A 21,350-nucleotide genomic window follows, 5' to 3' on the forward strand; every position below is an offset into this window, starting at 1 on the left:
CGGCCGGGCCGTCGTCTCGTGCGTACGGCCCGGGCCCGCTTCGTGCGCGCCGGTCAGCGGGTGAGCAGGTCCCGCAGGGCCTTGGCGATGTCGGCGGGGGCCTCCTCGGCCATGAAGTGGCCGCAGGTGACGGTGGTGTGCCGCAGGTCGGGCGCCCAGGCGCGCCACAGCGCGGCGGCGTCGTAGCCGAGGGCGGCGCCCCAGTCCTGCTGGAGCACGGTGACCGGCATCCCCAGCCGGCGGCCGGCGGCGCGGTCGGCCCGGTCGTGGTCGGTGTCGATGCCGGCGGAGGCCCGGTAGTCGGCGACGATCGAGGGCACCGCCTCACGGCAGGCGTCCAGGTACGCGGCGCGGACATCGGCCGGGACGGCCCGCGGGTCGCCGGTCCACAGGTCGAGGAAGTGGCCGAAGAAGAGGTCCGGGGCGGCGCCGATCAGCCGCTCGGGCAGTCCGGGGGGCTGGGCCATCAGATAGAGGTGGAAGCCCACGGCGGCGGTGGTGCCGTGCAGCGCCTCCCACATGTCCAGGGTCGGCAGCACATCGAGGCAGGCCAGGTGGGTGATGGCCGCCGGGTGGTCGAGGGCGGCGCGGAAGGCGACCAAGGCGCCGCGGTCGTGCCCGGCCAGCGCGAACCGCTCATGCCCCAGGGCGCGGGCCAGGGCCACGATGTCGGCGGCCATGGTGCGCTTGGCGTAGGCGGTGCCGTCGGGGTCGGCGGGTTTGTCGCTGGCGCCGTAGCCGCGCAGATCGGGGCAGATCACGGTGTGGTCGGCCGCGAGGTCGGCGGCGACGTGCCGCCACATCAGGTGGGTCTGCGGAAAGCCGTGCAGCAGCACGACCGGGGTGCCCGAGCCGCCGACGGCCGCGTGGAGGGACACGCCGTCGGCGACGGGGACACGGTGGTGAGCGAAGCCGGCGATGACAGGCGGCATGGTTCCGCCCCTTTCCAGGTGAAGACGTTCGGGCGTCGTCAGCGTGCCGGGCGCGAATGAGCATCGGATGCGCGCGTTACCGTGACCGGGGGCGCTGCCTCGGAAAGGGTGGTCTGGCGTGCGGTTCCTGTTCGGCGTGCTGGGTCCGGTGGCGGCCTGGGACGGGGCCGGGGACGCGATCACCCTGAAGGGGCCACGCCACCGCGCCGTGCTGGCCCGGCTGATCGTCGCCCGCCGCCGTGTGGTCCCGGTCCGCCGCCTGGTCGAGGACCTGTGGACGGAGCCGCCCGCCGACGCGGTGGGCGCGCTGCGCACCTTCGTGGCCGCGCTGCGGCGCGCCCTGGAACCGGAGCGCCCGCCCCGCGCCCCGGCCCGCCTGCTGGTCACCGAGGGCCCGGGGTACGCGCTGCGCGCCGACCCGGGCGCGGTGGACGCCTGGAGCTTCGAACGTGCGGTGACCGCCGCCGCGGCGCTGCCGCCCAAGGACGCGCTCGCACGGCTGGATCAGGCGCTGGAGTGGTGGCGCGGACCCGCCTACGCGGAGTTCACCGACGAGCCGTGGGCCCGCGCGGACCGCTCGCGCCTCGCGGAGCTGCGGCTGCACGCCGTCGAACGGCGGGCCGAGGCCCGGCTCACGCTGGGCCTGGCCGCCGAGGCGGCGGTGGACCTGGACTCCCATGTGGCCGAGCACCCCTGGCGCGAGGACGCCTGGCGGCTGCTGGCCCTGGCGCTGTACCGCTCCGGCCGCCAGGGCGACGCGCTGGCGGTCCTGCGCCGGGCGCGTACGCTCCTGTCCGAGCAGCTGGGCGTGGATCCCGGCCCGCGGCTGCGCGCCCTGGAGGCGGACATCCTCGGCCACGCAGCCCACCTCGACCCCGGCCCGGGGCCCGCCGGGGCGGCCGACCGCGTGTGGGCGCGTACGGCGGCCGCCTATGACCGCACCGTGCCCTCCGGCGCCCGGGCACGCCTGGAGTCGACGGTGGGTCTGCTGCGCAGTCTCGCGGTGACCGGCGGCAGCGGCCTGGAGACGGCCCGCCGCCACCGCGTGGCGGCCGTCGCGGCGGCCGAGGAGCTGGGCGACGCGGAACTGACCGCCCGCGTGATCGGTGCGTACGACGTCCCGGCCGTCTGGACGCGGCTCGACGACCCGGAGCAGGCCGCGCGGGTCGTCGCGGCGGCCGAGCGCACGCTGTCCGCCCTGCCATCCGGCGGGCACGAGGCGGCCCGGGCCCGGCTGCTGGCGACGATCGCCCTGGAGTCACGGGGCACCCGGGCGGCGCGCGGGCCGCAGGCCGCCAGGCAGGCGGAGGAGATCGCCCGCCGCCTGGACGATCCCGCGCTGCTGGCGTTCGCCCTCAACGCCACGTTCATGCAGACCTTCCACCGCGCCGGCCTGGCGCCGCGCCGGGACGCGCTCGGCGCCGAGCTGATCGCCCTGTCCGCCCGGCACGCCCTGACCACCTTCGAAGTCCTCGGCCACCTCATACGGCTCCAGGCCCGCGCCGCCCTGGCGGACTTCGCCGGAGCCGACCGCCACGCGAGCGCCGCCGACCGCCTGGCCGAGCGCCACGAGCTGCCCCTGGTCGGCGTGTTCACGCAGTGGTACGCCGCGCTACGGCTCGCCGAGACCGGCCCGGCGGCGGGACAGGGGGCGGAACAGGGGGCGGCGGAGGCGGCCTACCGGGACGCCGCCGCGCGGCTGGAGGGGGCCGGCATGCCCGGTCTCGAGCACGGCCTGCTGCCGCTCGCGCTGCTGTGCCTGCGCATCCGGCACGCGCTGCCCGCCCCGGCCGGTGAGCACGTCGACTGGGGGCCGTACGAGCCCTGGGCCCGCCCCTTGGTCCTGCTGGCCCAGAATCGCCGCGACGAGGCCGCGGCGGCGCTGCGCGAGACCCCGGACCCACCCCGCGACCTGCTGTTCGAGGCCCTGTGGTGCCTGACCGCCCGGGCGGCCGTCGCGGTCGGCGACCGGGAGACGATGGAGCGCGCCCACCACGAACTCACCCCCGCGGCGGCGGAGCTGGCCGGGGCGGGCAGCGGGCTGCTCACTCTGGGGCCGGTCTCGACGTACCTGGGCGAACTCGCCACGGCGCTGCGCACCACCGGCCGGCGCGGCTGAAAGGTGTTGCAGAAGGCCGTGAACAGGGCATCTGCAACACCCTTTAGGGCCCCGAGCCGTTGCGCCGCGCGCGCAGTTGCCGCAGGGCCACCCGGGCGCCGGAGTGGCCGCTGTCCGCCGCCCGGCGCAGATGCCGCTCCGCCTCGTCCAGCCTGCCCAGATCCATGCACAGGGTGCCGAGCACCACCATCGCCAGGGTGTCCCCCGCCTCGATGGCCCGGCCGAGCCAGCGCTCGGCCTCGGCGTACGCCCCGCGGTGGACGAGCCCGATGCCGTGGACCGTCATCCCGCGCGGATCCCCGGCCTCGGCCGCCTCGCGGGCCAGCGCCTCGGGGATCGGCCGCCGCTGCTCGTACGCCGCGGTGACCATCGCCTCCAGCACCGGGCCAAGGCGCGCGGGCCCGCGCCTCCCCCGGCGTCCGCGCCACCAGGCGCACCAGCCCTTACGCGCACGCAGCCCCATACGTGACAGCCCCCTCCCGCCCCTGGACACACCCCCGTGCGAGCCCCCTCATGCCCGCGACCGCCATTTTCCCGTCCCGTCCGCCCCCGCGGAACCCGACGGCGCCCGTCCGCGCCCGGCGGCACCCGGGCGGACGGGCCTCTCGCCCCGAAAGCGCGCCTTCGGAGGACCAAGGTCACAAGAGAGGTTAGGCTTACCTTCGTGAGCACGTGCGCGACCGCTTCCCGCGATCTGTCCGAGCCGCTCGCCGGGACGGCGACCGCCGCCACCACCTGGCTGCTGCTCGAACAGCCCGGCCCCTGGGGTGCCGACGCCCTGACCGGCAGCCATCTGGCCCCGGCCGTCGGCCGCGCGCTGGAGCGCGCCACCAAGGACACCGGCGTCCGCGTCGCGCTGATCCGGCGCCCCGGCCGGCACGCCGACTGCCACACCCACCCACGGCAGCGCGTCTTCGTCGCGCACACCCGCCCGGGCCGCTCCTGGATCCGTACGACCGCGCTCTCCGAGCCCGAGCGGCTGCTCGCCCTCGACTTCGCCGCGCTGGGCGCGGGCGACCCGGGCGGTCTGCGCCCCGCCGCCGCGGGGCCCGGCCAGGGGTGGGAGAACTACACCGGCGACCCCTTGGTGCTCGTGTGCACCAACGGCAAGCGCGACCGCTGCTGCGCTCTCCTCGGCCGCCCGCTGGCCGCCGAGCTGACCGTCTCCGGGGCGCACGGCACCTGGGAGATCACCCACATCGGCGGCCACCGCTTCTCGCCGACGCTCATGGTCCTGCCGTACGGGTACGCCTACGGGCGGGCCACCGCGCAGTCCGTGCGGGACGTCCTGGACGCGCTGCGGGAGGGCAGGGTCGTCACCGAGGGCTGCCGCGGCCGGTCCACCTGGGAGCGCCCCGGCCAGGCCGCCGAGCTGGCGGTCCGCGAGCTGACCGGCGAAACGGGGGCCGACGCGCTGTCCGTGCTGCGGACCGAGGGCGCCGCCCCCGCCTGGACCGTCACCGTCGGGCACTGCGACGGACGCCGGTGGCGGATCGGCGTCGTCCAGGTCGCCGCCGCGCCACCGCGGCCGGAGAGCTGCGGGTCGGTTCTGGGCTCCCCGGCCCGCATGGACGTCATCAGCATGCGGGCGGTGCGCGCCGGGCGCCCCGTCCCGACCGTCGCCGCCGCGGCGGCCGTGGGGCAACCATCAGTGGGCGTCGGCGCAGCCATCAATTGAGGAACCCCCGCGGCGAGCAGTCACCCCCGCGAGAGCGGCGCCGGTCCAGACGCGAAGAGGGGTCCTGGCGCCGTGCCGCGGACCCGCGCTTGGTTACCCTCCTTGCCATGAGCGCCGCGATACCCCGGGGGCCGCGTGCCGAGGCCCCCAGGTGGCGCATCGGCTGGCCCAGACGTGTCTTCTCCCAGGTCCTGCTGATGCAGCTGACCATCGCCACGGGCGTCATCGTGCTCGCGACCGGCCTCTTCCTCGCCCGGCTCAGCTCCCAGCTGGACGACCAGGCCATGCGCCGCGCCCTCGCCATCGCGCAGACCACTGCCTCCGCCCCGGGGCTCCCCGACGCGCTCGCGCACAGCCGCCCCTCCCCCGATGGGCCGGTCCAGGACCAGGCGGAGCGGATCCGCCGGGCGACCGGCGCCGAATATGTCGTGATCATGGACAGGCGGGGCGTGCGCTGGTCCCACACCTCTTCCGAGGAGATCGGCCGGCATGTCTCCACCGACCCCAGCGACGCCCTCGCCGGCCGGGAGGTCATGGAGATCGACAACGGCACGCTCGGCCGCTCGGCCCGCGGCAAGGTCCCGCTGCGCGACGAGGACGGCCGTATCGTCGGCGCCGTTTCGGTCGGCATCTCGTACGAGAGCGTGCGCGACCGGCTCATCGGCGCGGTGCCGGGGCTGCTCGCCTACGCGGGCGGCGCGCTCGCGGTGGGCGCCCTGGCGGCGTACATCGTCGCCCTCAGGCTTCGCCGCCGCACCCACGACCTGGCCTTCTCCGATATCTCCGCGCTGCTCGCCGAGCGCGAGGCCATGCTGCACGGCATCCGCGAGGGGGTCCTGGCCCTGGACGCGCGCGGCCGCATCCGGCTGGTCAACGACGAGGCGCAGCGGCTCCTGGACCTGCGCGCCGAGGACACCGGGCAGCCGCTGGACGCGGTGCTGCCGCCGGGCCGCACCACCGATGTGCTCGCCGGGCGGGTCACCGGATCCGATCTGCTGACCGTCAGCGGCGGCCGGGTGCTGGTCGCCAACCGGATGCCGACGGACGACGGCGGGGCCGTGGCCACCTTGCGCGACCGCACCGAGCTGGAGCGGCTGGGCCGCGAGCTGGACGGCACCCGGGGGCTGATCGACGCGCTGCGCGCCCAGGACCACGAGCACGCCAACCACCTGCACACCCTCCTCGGACTGCTGGAGCTCGAGCTGTACGAGGAGGCGGTGGAGTTCGTCACGGAGGCGGTCGGGGTGCACCGGGCCACCGCCGAGCAGGTCACCGAGCGCGTCCACGACCCGCTGCTGGCCGCCCTGCTGGTCGGCAAGGCCACGGTCGCCGCCGAGCGCGGGGTCTCGCTGCGCATCGCCCCAGGGACGCTGCTGCCGAACCGGCTGGTGGACCCGCCGGGCCTGGTGACGATCGTCGGCAACCTCATCGACAACGCGGTGGACGCGGCGGCCGGCTCGGCCGGTCCGCTGGTCGAGGTGGAGCTGTCCGCCGACGACAGCACGGTCGTGCTGCGGGTCTCCGACAGCGGGCCCGGCATCCCGGCCGACCGGCGCGACGTCGTCTTCGCCGAGGGCTGGTCGACCAAGGAGCCGCCCGCGCACCGCAAGCGCGGTATCGGCCTGGCCCTGGTGCGCCGCCTCGCCGAGCGGCAGGGCGGCAGCGTGCGGGTGGCCGACCGGGACGGCGGGGGCGCGGAGTTCACGGTGGTGCTGCCCGAGGCGCTGGCCGAGGAGCCGAGCGGGCCCCGGCTGAGCGCGGCAGGAGAGCCGCGATGAGGGAGGTACGGAGGTGACGGGCGTGAACAGCGCGGGCGGTGCCAGCAGCGCCAGCGCTCCCATCAATGTGTTGGTCGTGGACGACGACGTACGCGTGGCCCGGGTCAACGCGGCGTATGTGGAGAAGGTGCCCGGCTTCCGCGTCGCGGGGCAAGCGCACACGGCCGCCGAGGCGCTGGCCTTCCTGGACCGCGCCACGGTCGATCTGGTGCTGCTCGACCACTATCTGCCGGACGAGACGGGCCTCGCGCTGGTGCGGCGGCTGCGCGAGCGCGGGCACCACACCGACATCATCATGGTGACCGCCGCCCGGGACATCGCGACCGTGCAGGCGGCGATGCGCCACGGCGCGCTGCAGTACCTGGTCAAGCCCTTCACCTTCGCCGGGCTGCGCGCCAAGCTGCAGGGCTACGCGGCGCTGCGGCGCGCCCTGGAGGGCGGCGGCGAGGCCGGCCAGGACCAGGTCGACCGGATCTTCGGCGCCGTGGGCGGCGCCTCGGCAGGCCCGGCGGAGCTGCCCAAGGGGCACTCCGCGCTCACGGCCGACCTGGTGCGGGAGGTGCTGCGGGGCGCCGAGGGGCCGCTGTCGGCACAGGAGGTCGCCGAGCGGTCCTCGCTCAGCCGCCAGACCGCCCAGCGCTACCTCAAGCTCCTGGAGCGCACGGGCCGGGTCCGGCTCAGCCTGAAGTACGGCGAGACGGGGCGCCCGGAGCACCGCTACGTATGGGTGTGAGGCGCACCCCAGGGTCAAGCCGCGCCCGCCCCCGTGAGGGCCCGCACCTCCATCTCGGCGTGCTTGGCGGCGGGTCCGGTGGCGCCCGCGGCCTGGTGTGAGGTGACGGTGCCGAGCCAGCCGGCCAGGAAGCCGAGGGGCACGGAGACGAGGCCCGGGTTGTCCAGCGGGAAGACATGGAAGTCCACCCCGGGGAAGATCGCCTCCGGGCCGCCGGACACCACCGGGGAGAGCACCACCAGCACGACAGCCGGGAGCAGCCCGCCGTAGACCGCCCATACCGCGCCGCGCGTGGTGAACCGCCGCCAGAAGAGCGAGTACAGCAGCACCGGCAGGTTTGCCGAGGCGGCGACCGCGAAGGCGAGCCCGACCAGGAAGGCCACATTGAGCTCTTGGGCGAGCAGCCCGAGGCCGATGGCTGCCGCCCCGATCCCGACGGCCGCGATCCGCGCGACCGCGACCTCGCTGCGCGGCGTACGGACCGCGCGGCGGCTCAGCGAGGCGTACAGGTCGTGGGCGACCGAGGCGGAGGAGGCCAGGGTGATCCCGGCGACCACGGCGAGGATGGTGGCGAAGGCGACGGCGGCGACCATGGCGAACAGCACCGTGCCGCCGGTCGATCCGGCGCCCCCGCCGAGGTCGAGCGCGAGCAGCGGCACCGCGGTGTTCCCGGCCGGGCTGGCGGTCCGTACGGTGTCGGTGCCCAGCACGGCGGCGGCGCCGAAGCCCAGCACGATGGTCATCAGGTAGAAGCCGCCGATCAGCCCGATCGACCAGATGACCGAGCGGCGGGCGGCCCGGGCGGTGGGCACGGTGTAGAAGCGCGAGAGGATGTGCGGCAGCCCGGCGGTGCCGAGGACGAGGGCGAGTCCGAGGCTGATGAAGTCCAGCCGCGCGGTCCAGCCGCCGCCGTACTTCAGCCCCGGGGCGAGGAAGTCCCGGCCGTGTCCGCTGTGCTGCGCCGCCGAGCTGAGCAGCGCGTCCACATCGCCGTGGAACCGGATCAGGACGAGGGCGGTGAGCGTGGCCGCCCCGGCCATCAGCAGCACCGCCTTGACGATCTGGATCCAGGTCGTGGCGCGCATGCCGCCGAGCGCCACGAAGATCACCATCAGGGTGCCCACGCCGATGACCGTCCAGGCGCGGGCGCGCGGGCCGGTCTCACCGATCAGCAGGGCGATCAGGCTGCCCGCCCCGACCATCTGGGCGACGAGGTAGAGCACGCAGACGGTGACGGACGAGACGCCCGCGGCGATCCGGACCGGAGGCTCGCCCATCCGGGCGGCGAGCACGTCGGCGAGGGTGAACCGGCCGCAGTTGCGGACCAGTTCGGCCACCAGGAGCAGCACGACCAGCCAGGCGACGAAGAAGCCGACGCAGTACAGCACGCCGTCGTAGCCGAAGAGCGCGATCAGGCCGGAGATGCCGAGGAACGAGGCGGCCGACATGTAGTCGCCCGCGATGGCGAAGCCGTTCTCCATCGGTGAGAACAGCCGCCCGCCCGCGTAGAACTCCTCCGGGGAGCCGTGCCGCCGCCGGCCCGCCCAGGTGGTGATCGCGAGGGTGGCGGCGACGAACACTCCGAAGAGCAGCAGCGCCAGGCCCTGCTGATTTCCCGTCACCGGCCGTGCCCCCGCATCATCTCCTGCGTCACCCAGCGGAGCTCCAGCGCGTCCCGGTCCCGGCGCAGCCGGGCATGGCGAGCGTACGCCCAGGTCAGCAGGAAGGTGGTGGCGAACTGGGCGAGCCCGGCGAGCATCGCCACATTGAGCGCGCCGACGACGGGGCGGGCCATCAGACCGGGCGCGGTGGTCGCCGCGACGACGTAGGCGAGATACCACAGGAGGAAGAGGGCGGCCGCGGGGAAGACGAAGCGGCGGTAGCGTCTGCGCACTTCCTGGAAGGCGGCGCTGCCGTGCACCTCGGTGTAGACGTCCGCCGCGGCGGGCGGGCGCGCGCGCCGGGGTCCGCCGCCGGTCTCGTCCTCGCCCCAGCCGGAAGCGGCCGTGCCGTACCAGGAATACCCCAGCCCGACCGCCCCGGCGTCGCGCGCGTTGTCCTGCATGTCCACCCGAACACTCCTTGCTCCACTGCCGCATTGGCCGCGTGCCAAGGATGGACGGAGCAGGAGACCCCGGACCCTTCAATAACGGACGTTCACCCCATCAGGTGACTCAGGTGACGAACATCCCGGAACCGGGACCGTATTACGGGCCGGGTCCGGGGCCGGGATCGTATTACGGGCCGGATCCGGGGCCGGGCCCGGGGCCGGAGGCCGGGGTGGCGGGGCCGGGCGGCCGGGCGATCCCCCTCCGGTAGGCGTAGCGCACGGCCTGGGCGCGGTCGCGCACCCCCGCCTTGGCGAAGAGGTTGTTGATGTGGGTCTTCACGGTCGCCGGGCCGATGTACAGCCGACGGGCGATCTCCGCGTTGGACAGCCCCTCGGCGACCAGCCTCAGGACCTCCGCCTCACGGGGCGTGAGCCCGTCGGGCAGCGGGCCCGGCACGGCCCCGGCCCCCGTCTTCGCGGCCGTCCCGCCGGCGGCGGCCGCCTCGCCCGCGGCGCCTGTGGTGGTTGTCGCGTTGTCGACCAGTCGCTCCAGCAGCCTGCGCTGCACCTTCGGCGACAGCCCCGCCTGCCCCGACATCACGTCCTCGATGGCGCGGGCGATCTCCTCCGCGTCCGCGTCCTTGGTCACATAGCCCCGGGCACCCGCCTCCAGGGCCGGGAAGAGCCAGTCGTCGTCCGCGTAGGTGGTCACCACCACGACCTGGGTCGCGGGGTGTTCGGCGCGGATGCGCCGGGTCGCCTCGACGCCGTCGCATCGGGGCATCCGCAGATCCATCAGCGCCACGTCCGGGGAGACCTCGGCGACCAGCCGCAGCGCCTCCTCGCCGTCGCCCGCCGAGCCGACGACCTCGATACCGGGCAGCAGCCCCAGCAGCAGCACGATGCCCTCGCGCACCATGATCTGGTCGTCGACGACCAGTACGCGCACCACCCGTGGGCCGGCGGCCCCCCGCCCTTCGCCCATTGGCCGCATCCCCCCTGTCATCGCCCTGTGTCTCTCCGGCTCTCGCCGCGCCTTGCCGTGTCTCCCTCACGCCGATGTCACGCCGGGAGCCGCAGGCGCACCACGAAGCCCCCTTCGGCGGGTCCTGCCTCCAGCGTGCCGCCGAGGAGCTCGGCGCGCTCCCGCATTCCCCGCAGACCGTATCCGGCCCCGGTCGCCGCCGGGGCGCCGGACGAGCTCCCGCGGGCCCCGTCGTCCCGTATCTCGAGGAGCACCTCCTCCGCCCGGTAGACGAACCGCATCTCCACCCGGGCGCCCGGCGCGTGCTTGCGCACGTTGGTCAGCGCCTCCTGCGCGACCCTCCGGACCGCGAGCCCCGCCTCGGCGGCCAGCTCGCGCGGTGCGCCCCGCGTCTCGAACCGCGCGCCCTCGGTCGCGGCGGACTCCCGCAGGAAGTCCTCGACCGGGGCCATCTCGCCGCGCAGCGCGTACAGCGCCTGGCGGGTCTCGGCCAGGCCGTGGCGCGCCATCCCGCGAGCCGCGACCACCCGCTCCAGCACCATGGCCCGGTCCTCCCCGCGCTCGATCAGCAGCCTGGCCGCCTCCAGGTGCACCAGCTGGGCGGAGAGGCTGTGCGCCAGCACGTCGTGGATCTCCCGGGCGATCCGGGCCCGCTCGGCGAGCGCCGCGCTCTGCGCCTCGGCTTGGCGCGCCGCCCGCTCCTGCTCCAGCAGCCGGTAGCCGGTGCCGCGCGCCTCCTCGTCCAGCCGCAGCGTATAGCCGATGAGCAGAAAGCCGAGGCCAGTGGCCAGACCGGCGAGCAGGCCGTGGTCGCCGAAGAGCGCGAACGAACCGGATGCCACGATTCCGGCGGGCAGGCCGACCATCAGCGGCAGCCGCTCCATCGAGACGATCACCCCGACGATCCACACCGCGGCCGCCGGGTTGTCGGCTCCCACGGCCAGGAGCGCCGCACCCGCCCCGAGCAGCAGGGCGAGCAGGGCGAGGGCCGGGCCCAGCCGGTGGTCGACGGTGACGCGGCGGAACGCGTACACCGTGGCCCCGCATCCGGCGACGGCGGCGAGCAGGACGATCCGCGCCCACCTCGGGAAGGCGTCGTCGCGGAGCACGTCCCACAGCAGCAGGCCCGCCCCGAAGATCCACATCCCCGTGTTGATCACCAGCCGGACCGGGGGCACGCCCTGACGCGTGAGCGCCTGCCGCGAGGGCCACTGGGTCCATCGGTTCATCGGCCCTCCCTGGGTCTGCCGCTCAGACGCTACGGAACGACCCCTGCCGCGCGGATCGGCCCTGAGGCGGGTCCAGGGTGGAAAGTGCCCCTCCACCCTGGGGTGGAGAGGCACTTGGCTGCTGCCGGGCGGGGTACGTCAGGCGTCGATGCGCGACCGGTCCAAGGTCGCCGCCGAGTTGGTGATGAACTCCTTACGGGGCGCGACCTCATTGCCCATGAGCAGGTCGAAGACCTGCTCCGCGGCTTCCAGGTCGCTGATGTTGATCCGCCGCAGGGTGCGGTGGCGCGGGTCCATCGTGGTCTCCGCGAGCTGATCGGCGTCCATCTCGCCCAGACCCTTATAGCGCTGAATGCCGTCCTTGTAGCGCACACCCCGGCGCTGGAGGTCAAGCAGCGTCTCCTGGAGCTCTTGGTCGGAGTAGGTGTAGACGTACTTGTCCTGACCCCGCTTGGGGTTGACCAGCTCCACCCGGTGCAGGGGCGGCACGGCCGAGAAGACCCGCCCCTGCTCGACCATCGGCCGCATATAGCGCTGGAAGAGGGTGAGCAGCAGGATACGGATGTGGGCGCCGTCCACATCCGCGTCGGCGAGGAAGATCACCTTGCCGTAGCGGGCCTGGTCGATGTCGAACGTCCGACCCGAGCCGGCCCCTATGACCTGGATGATCGAGCCGCACTCGGCGTTCTTCAGCATGTCGGAGACCGACGCCTTCTGAACGTTGAGGATCTTTCCGCGGATCGGCAGCAGCGCCTGGAACTCGGAGTTCCGCGCGAGCTTGGCCGTACCGAGCGCCGAGTCGCCCTCGACGATGAACAGCTCGCTGCGGTCCACGTCATCGCTGCGGCAGTCGGCCAGCTTCGCGGGCAGCGAGGAGGACTCCAGCGCGGTCTTGCGGCGCTGCGCCTCCTTGTGCTGACGGGCCGCGATGCGGGTGCGGGCGGCCGCCACGATCTTCTCCAGCACGGCGCGGGCCTGCTGCTTGGCGTCCCGCTTGGTGGAGGTCAAAAACGCCTTGAGCTCCTTGGCCACCACGTTCGCCACGATCCGGGAGGCCGCGGAGGTGCCCAGCACCTCCTTGGTCTGCCCCTCGAACTGCGGCTCCGCCAGCCGCACGGTCACGACCGCGGTGAGCCCCTCCATGGCGTCGTCCTTGACGACGTCGTCCTCGGCGACGCGCAGCAGCTTGGCGGTGCGCAGCACCTCGTTGACCGTCTTGGTCACCGAGCGCTCGAAGCCGGTGACATGGGTGCCGCCCTTAGGGGTGGCGATGATGTTGACGAAGGACTTTATGGTGGCGTCGTAGCCGGTGCCCCAGCGCAGCGCGATGTCGACGCCGAGCTCGCGCGTGACCTCGGTCGGCGTCATATGGCCGCGCTCGTCCAGGACCGGGACAGTCTCCTTGAAGGTGCCCTGCCCGGACAGCCGCAGCACATCGCAGACGGCCTTGTCCTGTGCCAGGTACTCGCAGAACTCGCTGATGCCGCCGTCGAAGCGGAAGGTCTCCTCCGAGGGGCCCTCGGCGCCGTCCCGGCCCTCGGCGGTCCGCTCGTCCCGGACGATCAGCGTCAGGCCAGGCACCAGGAAGGCCGTCTGGCGGGCGCGCGCGTGCAGCGTCTCCAAGGAGAGCTTGGCGTCCTTGAGAAAGATCTGCCGGTCCGCCCAGTAGCGGATGCGGGTGCCGGTGCGGGTCTTGGGGACCCGCTTGCCCTTGAGGAGGCCGCTCGACGGATCGAAGGGGGCCTCGGGGCCCGATTCGGTGAAGATGCCGGGGACGCCGCGCCGGAAGCTGATCGAGTGGGTCTTGCCGTCCCGGTCCACCTCCACGTCGAGCCGGGAGGACAGCGCGTTCACCACGGAGGCGCCGACGCCGTGCAGACCGCCGGAGGCCGCGTACGAGCCGCCGCCGAACTTGCCGCCCGCGTGCAGCTTGGTCATCACGACCTCGACGCCCGACAGGCCGGTCTTGGGCTCGACGTCGACCGGGATCCCGCGGCCGTTGTCCCGCACCTCCACCGAGCCGTCGTCGTGCAGGATCACTTCGATGTGGTCGCAGTAGCCACCGAGCGCCTCGTCGACGGAGTTGTCGATGATCTCCCACAGACAGTGCATGAGGCCGCGGCTGTCCGTGGAGCCGATGTACATACCGGGGCGCTTGCGTACCGCTTCGAGCCCCTCCAGGACGAGCAGGTGCCGCGCGGTGTAGTTGGAGCCGCCCCGGTCTGCTCCGGTCAGCAGCGCAGTGGACGGCACGGACGTGTCGGCGGTCACGCGGTTCGCTCCTCGCTGAATTTCTTGTTGGCCCCACTGGGGGCCGACTTGGTGGCAGGGTCGCCCGTCAGAGCGTACCGAGGCCTGATAGAGCCGTTGTGCCGCCACCCATGAGAACGTCCATGCTAGTCCAGACTCCTTGACTTTCGCTCGTACGTTCGATCGCTCGATGGGGTGACACAAACATCACGTTCCCTTTCAGGCATGAACCATTTAGGCTCCGGGCACGTCCTCACCAACAACCGGCAACCCGGCCGGGAGGACAAATCCGACAAGCGACGTGAAACCGTAAACCAACGCAATACGGCTCATTCGCCGCCAACCGTCACCATCCGGTCTACTCAGAAGCAATTTTTGAGAAAAAGCCACGAGCGGGAACGTTTTCGGCTTGGTTGGATGTTGACCCTGGTACGACAGCTCGTCGAGCTAGAGAAGAGGCGACGTGACTACTGTTCTGACCCCCGCGAGCCCCCTGACGGCCGCTGACCGCTGCGACCGCTGCGGCGCCCAGGCATACCTGCGCGTCGTCCTGGCAAGCGGCGGTGAACTGCTCTTCTGCGCCCACCACGGGCGCAAGTTCGAGCCGGAACTCAAGAAGATCGCCGCGGAGATACAGGACGAGACCGAGCGGCTGACGGCCGTCCCGGCGTCCGCGTCCGACGACGAACGCTGACACCTCGCATCACCCGACGACGACGAGCGACACCGGCCCAGGGCCGGGACCTCGGGCGGCCGCCCCTATCAAGGGGCGGCCGCCCGTCCTCGTACCCGCCCCTCACTCTCCGTGGCCGCCCGTGACAGCCCCTCGCTCCGCGTCGGTCTCGGGATCCCAGTCCGCCGCCTCGGACGCGGTCGCCAGGTCCGCCGAGGCCGAGTCCGCCCCGGACTCCGCCGCCAGGTCCGGCGACGCCTGGTCCGCTGCCGCTTGGTCCGCCGATGCCTGGTCCGCCGCCTGGTCCACCTCGGAGGCGGTCGCGAGCGGCAGCACTGACGAGATCCGCGTATAGACGCCCGGCCGGCCGGCCTCCGCGCAGCCGCTCCCCCAGGACACCAGGCCCACGAGCTTCCCGCGGGCGATCAGCGGTCCGCCGCTGTCCCCCTGACAGGCGTCCCGGCCCCCCTCCGGCAGCCCGGCGCACATCATGGAATCCGAGCGGTACTCCCCCTCCGCGTTCCCCGGATAGGCCTCCTCGCACGACTCGTCCGGCAGCACCCGCACACGGGTGGCCCGCAGCGTCGAGGCGTAGCTGCCATTGCCCCGCGTGTCGCCCCAGCCGTACACCGCCGCCCGCGCCCCCGGCTGATAGGCCGGATCTCCGTCGGCCGCCATGGAGATGCCGTAGACCCTGGGCAGCCGCTGGCCGAGGGTGAGCACGGCGACGTCCCCGGCCCGGCCGACCGGCTCGTACGCCGGATTGACCCAGACCAGACGCGGAGCCATCTCCACCCCTCCGCTGCCGCGCAGATCGTCCCGGCCGATGATCACGCGAAGGTCCCTGACCTTCCACCAGTCCACACCGAGCACCTCGCGGCTCAGACAGTGCGCGGCCGTGAGCACCGTGGTGGGGCCCACCACCACGCCGCCGCAGAACTGGCCCGAACGGGCCCCGCCGAACCGCTCACGGCTCGCCAGCGCCACCGCCCAGGGCGCCAATTCCGTATGAGCAGGGTGGCCGCCGACCACCGTGCGGTCTGCCGTCGCCGAGGGAGGCAGGATCAACAGCATGGCCAGGGCGGTGACCAGCGGGGCCGCGAGCGGAGCAAACAGGGCGGACAGCGACCTTCGCATTCAGCCTCCTGACCGTACGGAGCGCGTCGCACACCCAGCGTCACCCAGCCCTCGCCGTTCCGCATCCCGGGAGGGACCGAACGGGGGGTGGACGCGGACAGCGCGAAGGCCGGGCCCTGCCAGGGCCCGGCCTTCGCGCTGTGTGGACCGTGAGTCCGGTCCGTGAATCCGGCGTCCGTCAGTCCAGGTAGTCGCGCAGGACCTGGGACCGGGACGGGTGGCGCAGCTTCGACATCGTCTTCGACTCGATCTGCCGGATGCGCTCACGCGTCACCCCGTAGACCTTGCCGATCTCGTCGAGCGTCTTCGGCTGGCCGTCGGTCAGGCCGAAGCGCATGGAGACCACGCCCGCCTCGCGCTCGCTCAGCGTGTCGAGGACGGAGTGCAGCTGCTCCTGCAGCAGCGTGAAGCTCACCGCGTCGGCCGGAACGACCGCCTCGGAGTCCTCGATCAGGTCACCGAACTCGCTGTCGCCGTCCTCACCGAGCGGGGTGTGGAGGGAGATCGGCTCGCGGCCGTACTTCTGGACCTCGATGACCTTCTCGGGGGTCATGTCGAGCTCCTTGGCCAGCTCCTCCGGGGTGGGCTCGCGGCCCAGGTCCTGGAGCATCTGGCGCTGCACTCGCGCGAGCTTGTTGATGACCTCGACCATGTGCACCGGGATACGGATGGTGCGGGCCTGGTCGGCCATCGCCCGGGTGATCGCCTGACGGATCCACCAGGTGGCGTACGTAGAGAACTTGTAGCCCTTGGTGTAGTCGAACTTCTCGACGGCGCGGATCAGACCCAGGTTGCCTTCCTGGATGAGGTCCAGGAAGAGCATGCCGCGGCCGGTGTAGCGCTTGGCCAGGGAGACCACCAGCCGGAGGTTGGCCTCCAGGAGGTGGTTCTTGGCCCGGCGGCCGTCCTCGGCGATGATCTCCAGCTCGCGCTTGAGCTTGGGCGCGAGCTTGTCGGAGTTGGCGAGCTTGTCCTCGGCGAACAGGCCGGCCTCGATGCGCTTGGCGAGCTCGACCTCCTGCTCGGCGTTGAGGAGCGGGACCTTGCCGATCTGCTTCAGGTAGTCCTTGACCGGGTCGGCGGTCGCGCCCGCCGCGGCGACCTGCTGCGCCGGCGCGTCGTCCTCGTCCTCGTCGGAGAGCACGAAGCCCTGGTTCTCGGGCTCGCCCTCGGCGCCTTCGGCTCCGGGCTTGCCGCCGGGAGCGTCCTCGATGACGTCCTCACCCTCGAGGAGCTCGTCCGGGTCCTTCTTGGCGGTGGTCTTCTTCGCCACCGTCTTCTTGGCGGCGGTCTTCTTGGCCACCGCCTTCTTGGCTGTGGCCTTCTTGGCCGCGGCCTTCTTCGCGGGCGCCGACGCGGCCTCGCCGGCCACGCCGTCTCCCGCCTCGGCCGCCTGGGCGGCCGGAGCAGCGGCAGGGGTCTTCTTCGCGGGGACCGTCTTGGCCGTGACGGTCTTGGTGGCGGTGCGCTTTGCCGGACTCTTCGCTGCGACGCTCTTGCGGGTGCGCTTGGGCGCCTCTGCGGCACTGACCATCAGCGTCACACCCTCCTCGTCGAGGACCTGGTTGAGGCTGCGCAGAACGTTCTTCCACTGGGTTGGCGGAATCTGGTCAGCCTCGAAGGCCCGACGCACGTCATCGCCGGCGATCTGCCCCTCAGCCTTTCCCCGCTCGATGAGCGCCATGACAGACTCGGACTCGGCGATCTCCGGCGGGAGCGTACGGGATGTGCTGGCCGACACGAACAACCTCTCGGAACGATGGAAACGGCTTCCGGCCCCGTCCGCTGGGGACTGGAGCCGACGACCGCCGGCAGGATGAACCGACGGCGCGGGCGGAGTGCTGCGGGTGGAGTACAGCGCCGCGAACGGCGCCCGTATTCCCTCTGCGGCTGCCACCTCTTTAATCATCGCGCTGCCCCAAAGAGCGTTACGCCCATTCCTCGTGTCCCGAGTCACACTCCATAGCGGTCGCAATGCCCACTCAGTGGACATATCGACCGGACAGATCGGCTTTAGTTGATCATGTACCGCGCTCACGCCACCGCATCCGCGGCGATGGGCGTTGCGCCGCCGCGATCGGCAGCGCCGCATCGCCTCGCCGCGTCGCGTCGCCGAACCCGCCGCGCGGGTTCCGGCGACGCCGCTCTCCTACGCCGTACGCCGCGGCCGGCGGGATTGCGCCGTACGCCGCGGCCCGCGGGATCAGTGCTCGCGCGGCGCGGGCACCCCCACCTCGGCGTGGTCGAGATCGGGGTGCACGATCAGCAGCTGGCGCATCGCGGCCTCCGCCGCCGCGGCGTCGCCGGTGCCGATGGCCTCGACGATCCGGCGGTGGTGGCCCACCCCGGCCTCGGTCAGCCGGTCGCAGCCGGTGACCGGGGCGCCGGAGACATGCAGCGCGGCGGCGACGATGCCCGCCAGGTGCTCCAGCATGCGGTTGCCCGCGACCTGCAGCAGCAGGGCGTGGAACTCCGCGTCGGCGCGCGAGAACGTCAGCGCGTCGCCCTGTCCCAGCGCATGGCCCATGATCTCCGCCATGTCGGCGAGCCGCTGCTGGACGTCGTCACGGCCGGAGCCGGCGGCGAGACGGGCGGCCAGCGGCTCGATGGTCCAGCGCAGCTCGCACAGCTCACGGCGCTGGTCGTCGCGCTGCGGACCGAAGGCCCGCCACTCGATGATGTCGGGGTCCAGGAGGTTCCAGTCGCTGACGGGGCGAACCCGGGTGCCCACATTGGGGCGGGCGCTGACCAGGCCCTTGGCCTCCAGCACGCGCAGCGATTCCCGCACGACGGTGCGGGAGACCTCGAAGCGCTGGCCGATCTCCTCGGGGACGAGCGGGCGGTCGGCTCCCAGATCGCCGGAGACGATCATCTGGCCCAGCTGCTGGACGAGTTGGCCGTGCAGCCCGCGACCCCGGCTGCCGGCCGCGCGTCGGCCCACTCGGCCGATCTCGGTGTCGGCGCCGTCCCAGGAGGGGGCGCCGCCGCGGTCGCCGCCGGGGGCGTCGGCGTAGGGATAGCGGTCAAGCTCGCCCGGGCCGGCGAGGCCGGAATCGGCGGGGCGAGCCGCGGTCATCGTGGTGTGCGCAAGGGTACTCACGCATCCTTTGTCGGCGACACCCCGGAAGCCCTTGAGGTCTTTGGTGAAAAGCACACGAAAGGGTGATCGCCCATTACCTCATAATTGACGCTGAATCGGACAGAAAACAGCACCCTTCGGGGAGTTGCGACCACTTCACGCGAAGGACCTGCGGAACCCCTCCCGGCCTGGTCCACTGCCGCGCAGGCGCTGCGCGGACACCGCGCCGGCGCTACGCCGGGTGGAGCCACTCGGCGCGCCGAGGGCCGCGGCTTTGAGGTGCCGCCCCGACACGGCTCCGGGGTGCCGACCCGCGCGTTCCTCGCGGGTGACCAGCCCGGCATCGGCGCGACAGCGGCACGGCGTCACACACGGCGTCACTGCCGCGCGCGGCCGCGCAGACCGGTGAGGGCGTACGCGCACAGCAGGACGACCAGCGACAGCAGCAGAGCCTGCCCCACGGGCTGGGACGCCAGCCGCAGGGCGAGCGCCAGGCCCCGGTCCGCCATGGAGTGCGGCTGCTCCAGCGCCTCCGCGCGCAGCCGGTGCGGCAGCCCGACGAGCGAGCGCACCGACGGATCGGCCATCAGCCGCTGGACCACCGGCACCGCCAGAACGGGCACCGCCAGCAGGGTGGCCAGGCCGAGGGCGGTGGACCGGAAGACGGCCGCCGCCATCAGCCCGGCCCAGCCGGAGCCGATCGCGAGGGCGCACACGCTCGCGATCAGCATCGGCCAGTCGCCCGGCAGCGGCACCGCGTCACCGCCGACCAGCAGGAGGAGCGCCGCCCCGTCCAGGGCGAGGACGGCGAAGGACAGCAGCAGCGCGCCAACGGCGCACACCAGGAACTTGGCGGCCAGCAGACTGAGACGGCGTGGCACCGTGTCCCGGGCCGGGGCCAGCGCGGGATAGCGGAACTCCTCCCCGAAGGACAGCGCGCCCAGGAGCCCGGAGGCGATCGCCACCGGCGGCAGCGGGACGTCGGCGGGCCAGCCGGTGATCCGGTGCAGCTCCCCCGCCCCACCCTCCCGAGCGAGCAGTACGGAACCGACGAGCGAGGCCACGAGGGCCGCGACGGCGATCAGCCAGCCGGTCCGCACCCCGGTCGCGCGGCGCAGCTCGTAGCGCAACGGCCAGGCCGGGCCGGGCAGCGGCAGCCGCGGGAGCACGCGGGGCGGGGTGACCCGGGGGTCGCGGGCGGCGGTCTCGCCGCGCGTGGCCTCCAGGCCCATGTCGGCGGTCTCCTCGACCAGCCGGTGCACGACGATGCCATGGCGGTACGCGGCCTCACCGACGGCGGCGCAGGGCAGCCCATAGACGGAGATGCGCGTCTCGTCCTCCCGCACCACCGAAAGCCGCCCACCGCCCGCGGACCCGCCGCCCGCGGCCACGGCGACATCAGCGGACACTGACGCGTCGCCAGACCCCACAGGACCCGCGGATCCCGAGCCGTCAGCGGGCACGCCGGCGTCCGTGGACCCCGAGGCACCGGCGGGCACGCCGGCGTCCGTGGCCCCCGAGGCATCCCCGGGCACGGCAGCGCTCGGTCGCCCGATCAGGCCGTCCGGCCCGGCCTTGCTCCCGATCCCGCCTCCCTCCTCGCCCTCCGCTCCGCCGACAACTCCGTCAGCGGCCCTGTCAGCGACTCTGTCAGCGGACGCGGCGGTGGCCTCCGCCGTCCCGTCGACAGCCAGGGAGCCGGTCACCACCGCTCCGTCCGCGGCCCCTGACCCAGCCCCTGACCCAGCCGCCGTCCTGACCGCTGTGTTGGCCTCCGCTCTGGCCGCCTCGGCCCCCTTGGCATCACCTGCCGTGGAGTGGGCCCCGGAATCGACCCCGTTCCGGGCGTCGACGCCGCTCGCCACCCCGACCTCGACCTCGCCCTCGCGCGGGGCCGGCGGCTGGGCGGGCCGCGCCTCTTCTTCGAGCACGGCGGCCAGCCGCCCGGCCACCGGTGAGAGCACCGCGACGCGGGGGCGCAGCCGGGTGCGCGCGAACTCGGCGACCGGCTGGTCCGCGATCAGTCGGCCGCCGTCCAGGGTGAGGACCTGATCGGCGAGGCGGGTGACGGTCTCCGGGTCCTGGTCGGTGACGAGGACCGCACCGCCCTGCCCGGCGAACTGCCGCAGCAGGCCGTGCATCCAGACGGTCTCGCGGGCGGACAGACCACGTGTGGGGGCGTCCAGGACGAGGGTGTGCGGGTCTCCCAGCAGGGCCGTGGCCAGGCCGAGGCGGCGCTCCATGCCGGCCGCCAGGTCACCGATGCGCTCATCGGCCAGCTCGGTGAGGCCGACCACGTCCAGCACCACGTCGGCGCGGGCGGCCGGCACCCCGACGGCGGCTCCGAGCATCCTGAGGTGGCCGCGCGCGGTACGGCCGGGGTGGCCGGGGACATCGTCCAGAAGGACCCCGATCTCCCGGGCCGGCCGCCGGATGCGGTGGAGCGGGCGGCCCCGGAAGAAGGCGGCGCCGTGGCCACGGTCGAGCTGGAGCAGAAGCCTCAGCGCGCTGGTCTTGCCCGCGCCGGAGGCGCCGAACAAGGCGGTCACGCGGCCCGGTGGAGCCTCGAAGGTGAGATCGTCGACGACAGGCCGATGGTTGCGGCGGGGGGTGCTGGTCAGTCCGGTGGCCTGGATCATGGCTTCTCCCGCGGGGCGTGGAACCGCTCGTGGCACGTGGGGACTGGTGACGTACCAGGGCACGGTAA

At 73.5% G+C, this 21,350-nt stretch carries 15 protein-coding genes and 1 pseudogene; 5 read left to right on the top strand and 11 right to left on the bottom strand.

The annotated features are described in order from the left end of the window. Nucleotides 1-53 precede the first annotated feature (53 nt). Nucleotides 54-932, bottom strand: a complete 879-nt coding sequence (locus tag ACFZDL_RS02820) for an alpha/beta hydrolase (RefSeq protein ID WP_353590889.1) — start codon at nt 930-932, stop codon at nt 54-56. 118 nt (nt 933-1,050) lie between these two features. Between ACFZDL_RS02820 and ACFZDL_RS02825 the strand changes: the two genes are divergently transcribed. Then, entirely contained in the window at nt 1,051-3,051 is a 2,001-nt protein-coding gene (locus ACFZDL_RS02825; protein ID WP_353590888.1) for a BTAD domain-containing putative transcriptional regulator, read from the top strand. 43 nt (nt 3,052-3,094) lie between these two features. Here ACFZDL_RS02825 and ACFZDL_RS02830 read toward each other — a convergent pair whose 3' ends face one another. Beyond that, nucleotides 3,095-3,514: a tetratricopeptide repeat protein gene (locus ACFZDL_RS02830; RefSeq protein WP_353590887.1), complete on the bottom strand. Its 420-nt coding sequence runs from the start codon at nt 3,512-3,514 to the stop codon at nt 3,095-3,097. Nucleotides 3,515-3,715: 201 nt separating this feature from the next. Here ACFZDL_RS02830 and ACFZDL_RS02835 point away from each other — a divergent pair, with 201 nt between their 5' ends. The 3 genes from ACFZDL_RS02835 to ACFZDL_RS02845 all read left to right on the top strand — a co-directional run bounded on the left by ACFZDL_RS02835 (nt 3,716) and on the right by ACFZDL_RS02845 (nt 7,240). Beyond that, nucleotides 3,716-4,729 carry a sucrase ferredoxin gene (locus tag ACFZDL_RS02835; RefSeq protein WP_353590886.1) on the top strand — a complete coding sequence of 338 codons (1,014 nt, stop codon included), beginning with the start codon at nt 3,716-3,718 and terminating at the stop codon, nt 4,727-4,729. Between the two features lie 107 nt (nt 4,730-4,836). Next, complete coding sequence (locus ACFZDL_RS02840) at nt 4,837-6,507, top strand: sensor histidine kinase (protein WP_353590885.1); 1,671 nt, start codon at nt 4,837-4,839, stop codon at nt 6,505-6,507. 13 nt (nt 6,508-6,520) lie between these two features. Then, complete coding sequence (locus ACFZDL_RS02845) at nt 6,521-7,240, top strand: response regulator (protein WP_353590884.1); 720 nt, start codon at nt 6,521-6,523, stop codon at nt 7,238-7,240. A 14-nt stretch (nt 7,241-7,254) separates the two neighbouring features. Here the strand turns inward: ACFZDL_RS02845 and ACFZDL_RS02850 are convergent, their stop codons facing one another. From ACFZDL_RS02850 to ACFZDL_RS02870, 5 genes are all read right to left on the bottom strand, one after another. After that, nucleotides 7,255-8,862, bottom strand: coding sequence for a cation acetate symporter (locus tag ACFZDL_RS02850; RefSeq protein ID WP_353590883.1), 1,608 nt, complete (start codon nt 8,860-8,862; stop codon nt 7,255-7,257). Continuing rightward, on the bottom strand, nt 8,859-9,305 hold the full coding sequence (locus tag ACFZDL_RS02855) for a DUF485 domain-containing protein (RefSeq protein WP_391190210.1): 447 nt from the start codon (nt 9,303-9,305) through the stop codon (nt 8,859-8,861). Before ACFZDL_RS02855 ends, ACFZDL_RS02850 begins: the two co-directional genes overlap by 4 nt. A gap of 172 nt (nt 9,306-9,477) precedes the next feature. Next, nucleotides 9,478-10,275: a response regulator transcription factor gene (locus ACFZDL_RS02860; RefSeq protein ID WP_353590881.1), complete on the bottom strand. Its 798-nt coding sequence runs from the start codon at nt 10,273-10,275 to the stop codon at nt 9,478-9,480. 77 nt (nt 10,276-10,352) lie between these two features. Then, nucleotides 10,353-11,504, bottom strand: a complete 1,152-nt coding sequence (locus ACFZDL_RS02865; RefSeq protein WP_353590880.1) for a histidine kinase — start codon at nt 11,502-11,504, stop codon at nt 10,353-10,355. Between the two features lie 138 nt (nt 11,505-11,642). Beyond that, entirely contained in the window at nt 11,643-13,775 is a 2,133-nt protein-coding gene (locus ACFZDL_RS02870; RefSeq protein WP_353590879.1) for a DNA topoisomerase IV subunit B, read from the bottom strand. Nucleotides 13,776-14,217: 442 nt separating this feature from the next. Between ACFZDL_RS02870 and ACFZDL_RS02875 the strand changes: the two genes are divergently transcribed. After that, entirely contained in the window at nt 14,218-14,448 is a 231-nt protein-coding gene (locus tag ACFZDL_RS02875; RefSeq protein WP_353590878.1) for a hypothetical protein, read from the top strand. A gap of 294 nt (nt 14,449-14,742) precedes the next feature. Here the strand turns inward: ACFZDL_RS02875 and ACFZDL_RS02880 are convergent. The 4 genes and pseudogenes from ACFZDL_RS02880 to ACFZDL_RS02895 all read right to left on the bottom strand — a co-directional run. Continuing rightward, nucleotides 14,743-15,564 (bottom strand): annotated as a pseudogene (locus ACFZDL_RS02880) (S1 family peptidase); the annotation flags it as partial. 178 nt (nt 15,565-15,742) lie between these two features. Further along, nucleotides 15,743-17,305, bottom strand: coding sequence for an RNA polymerase sigma factor (locus tag ACFZDL_RS02885; RefSeq protein WP_353590877.1), 1,563 nt, complete (start codon nt 17,303-17,305; stop codon nt 15,743-15,745). Between the two features lie 462 nt (nt 17,306-17,767). Then, complete coding sequence (locus tag ACFZDL_RS02890) at nt 17,768-18,718, bottom strand: FCD domain-containing protein (protein WP_353590876.1); 951 nt, start codon at nt 18,716-18,718, stop codon at nt 17,768-17,770. Nucleotides 18,719-19,020: 302 nt separating this feature from the next. After that, nucleotides 19,021-21,282 (bottom strand): ABC transporter ATP-binding protein, encoded by a 2,262-nt coding sequence (locus ACFZDL_RS02895; RefSeq protein WP_353590875.1) that lies wholly within the window; start codon nt 21,280-21,282, stop codon nt 19,021-19,023. Nucleotides 21,283-21,350: the final 68 nt, after the last annotated feature.

The organism is Streptomyces sp. NPDC007917 (assembly GCF_042959105.1).
In the GTDB taxonomy this organism is placed as follows: domain Bacteria; phylum Actinomycetota; class Actinomycetes; order Streptomycetales; family Streptomycetaceae; genus Streptomyces.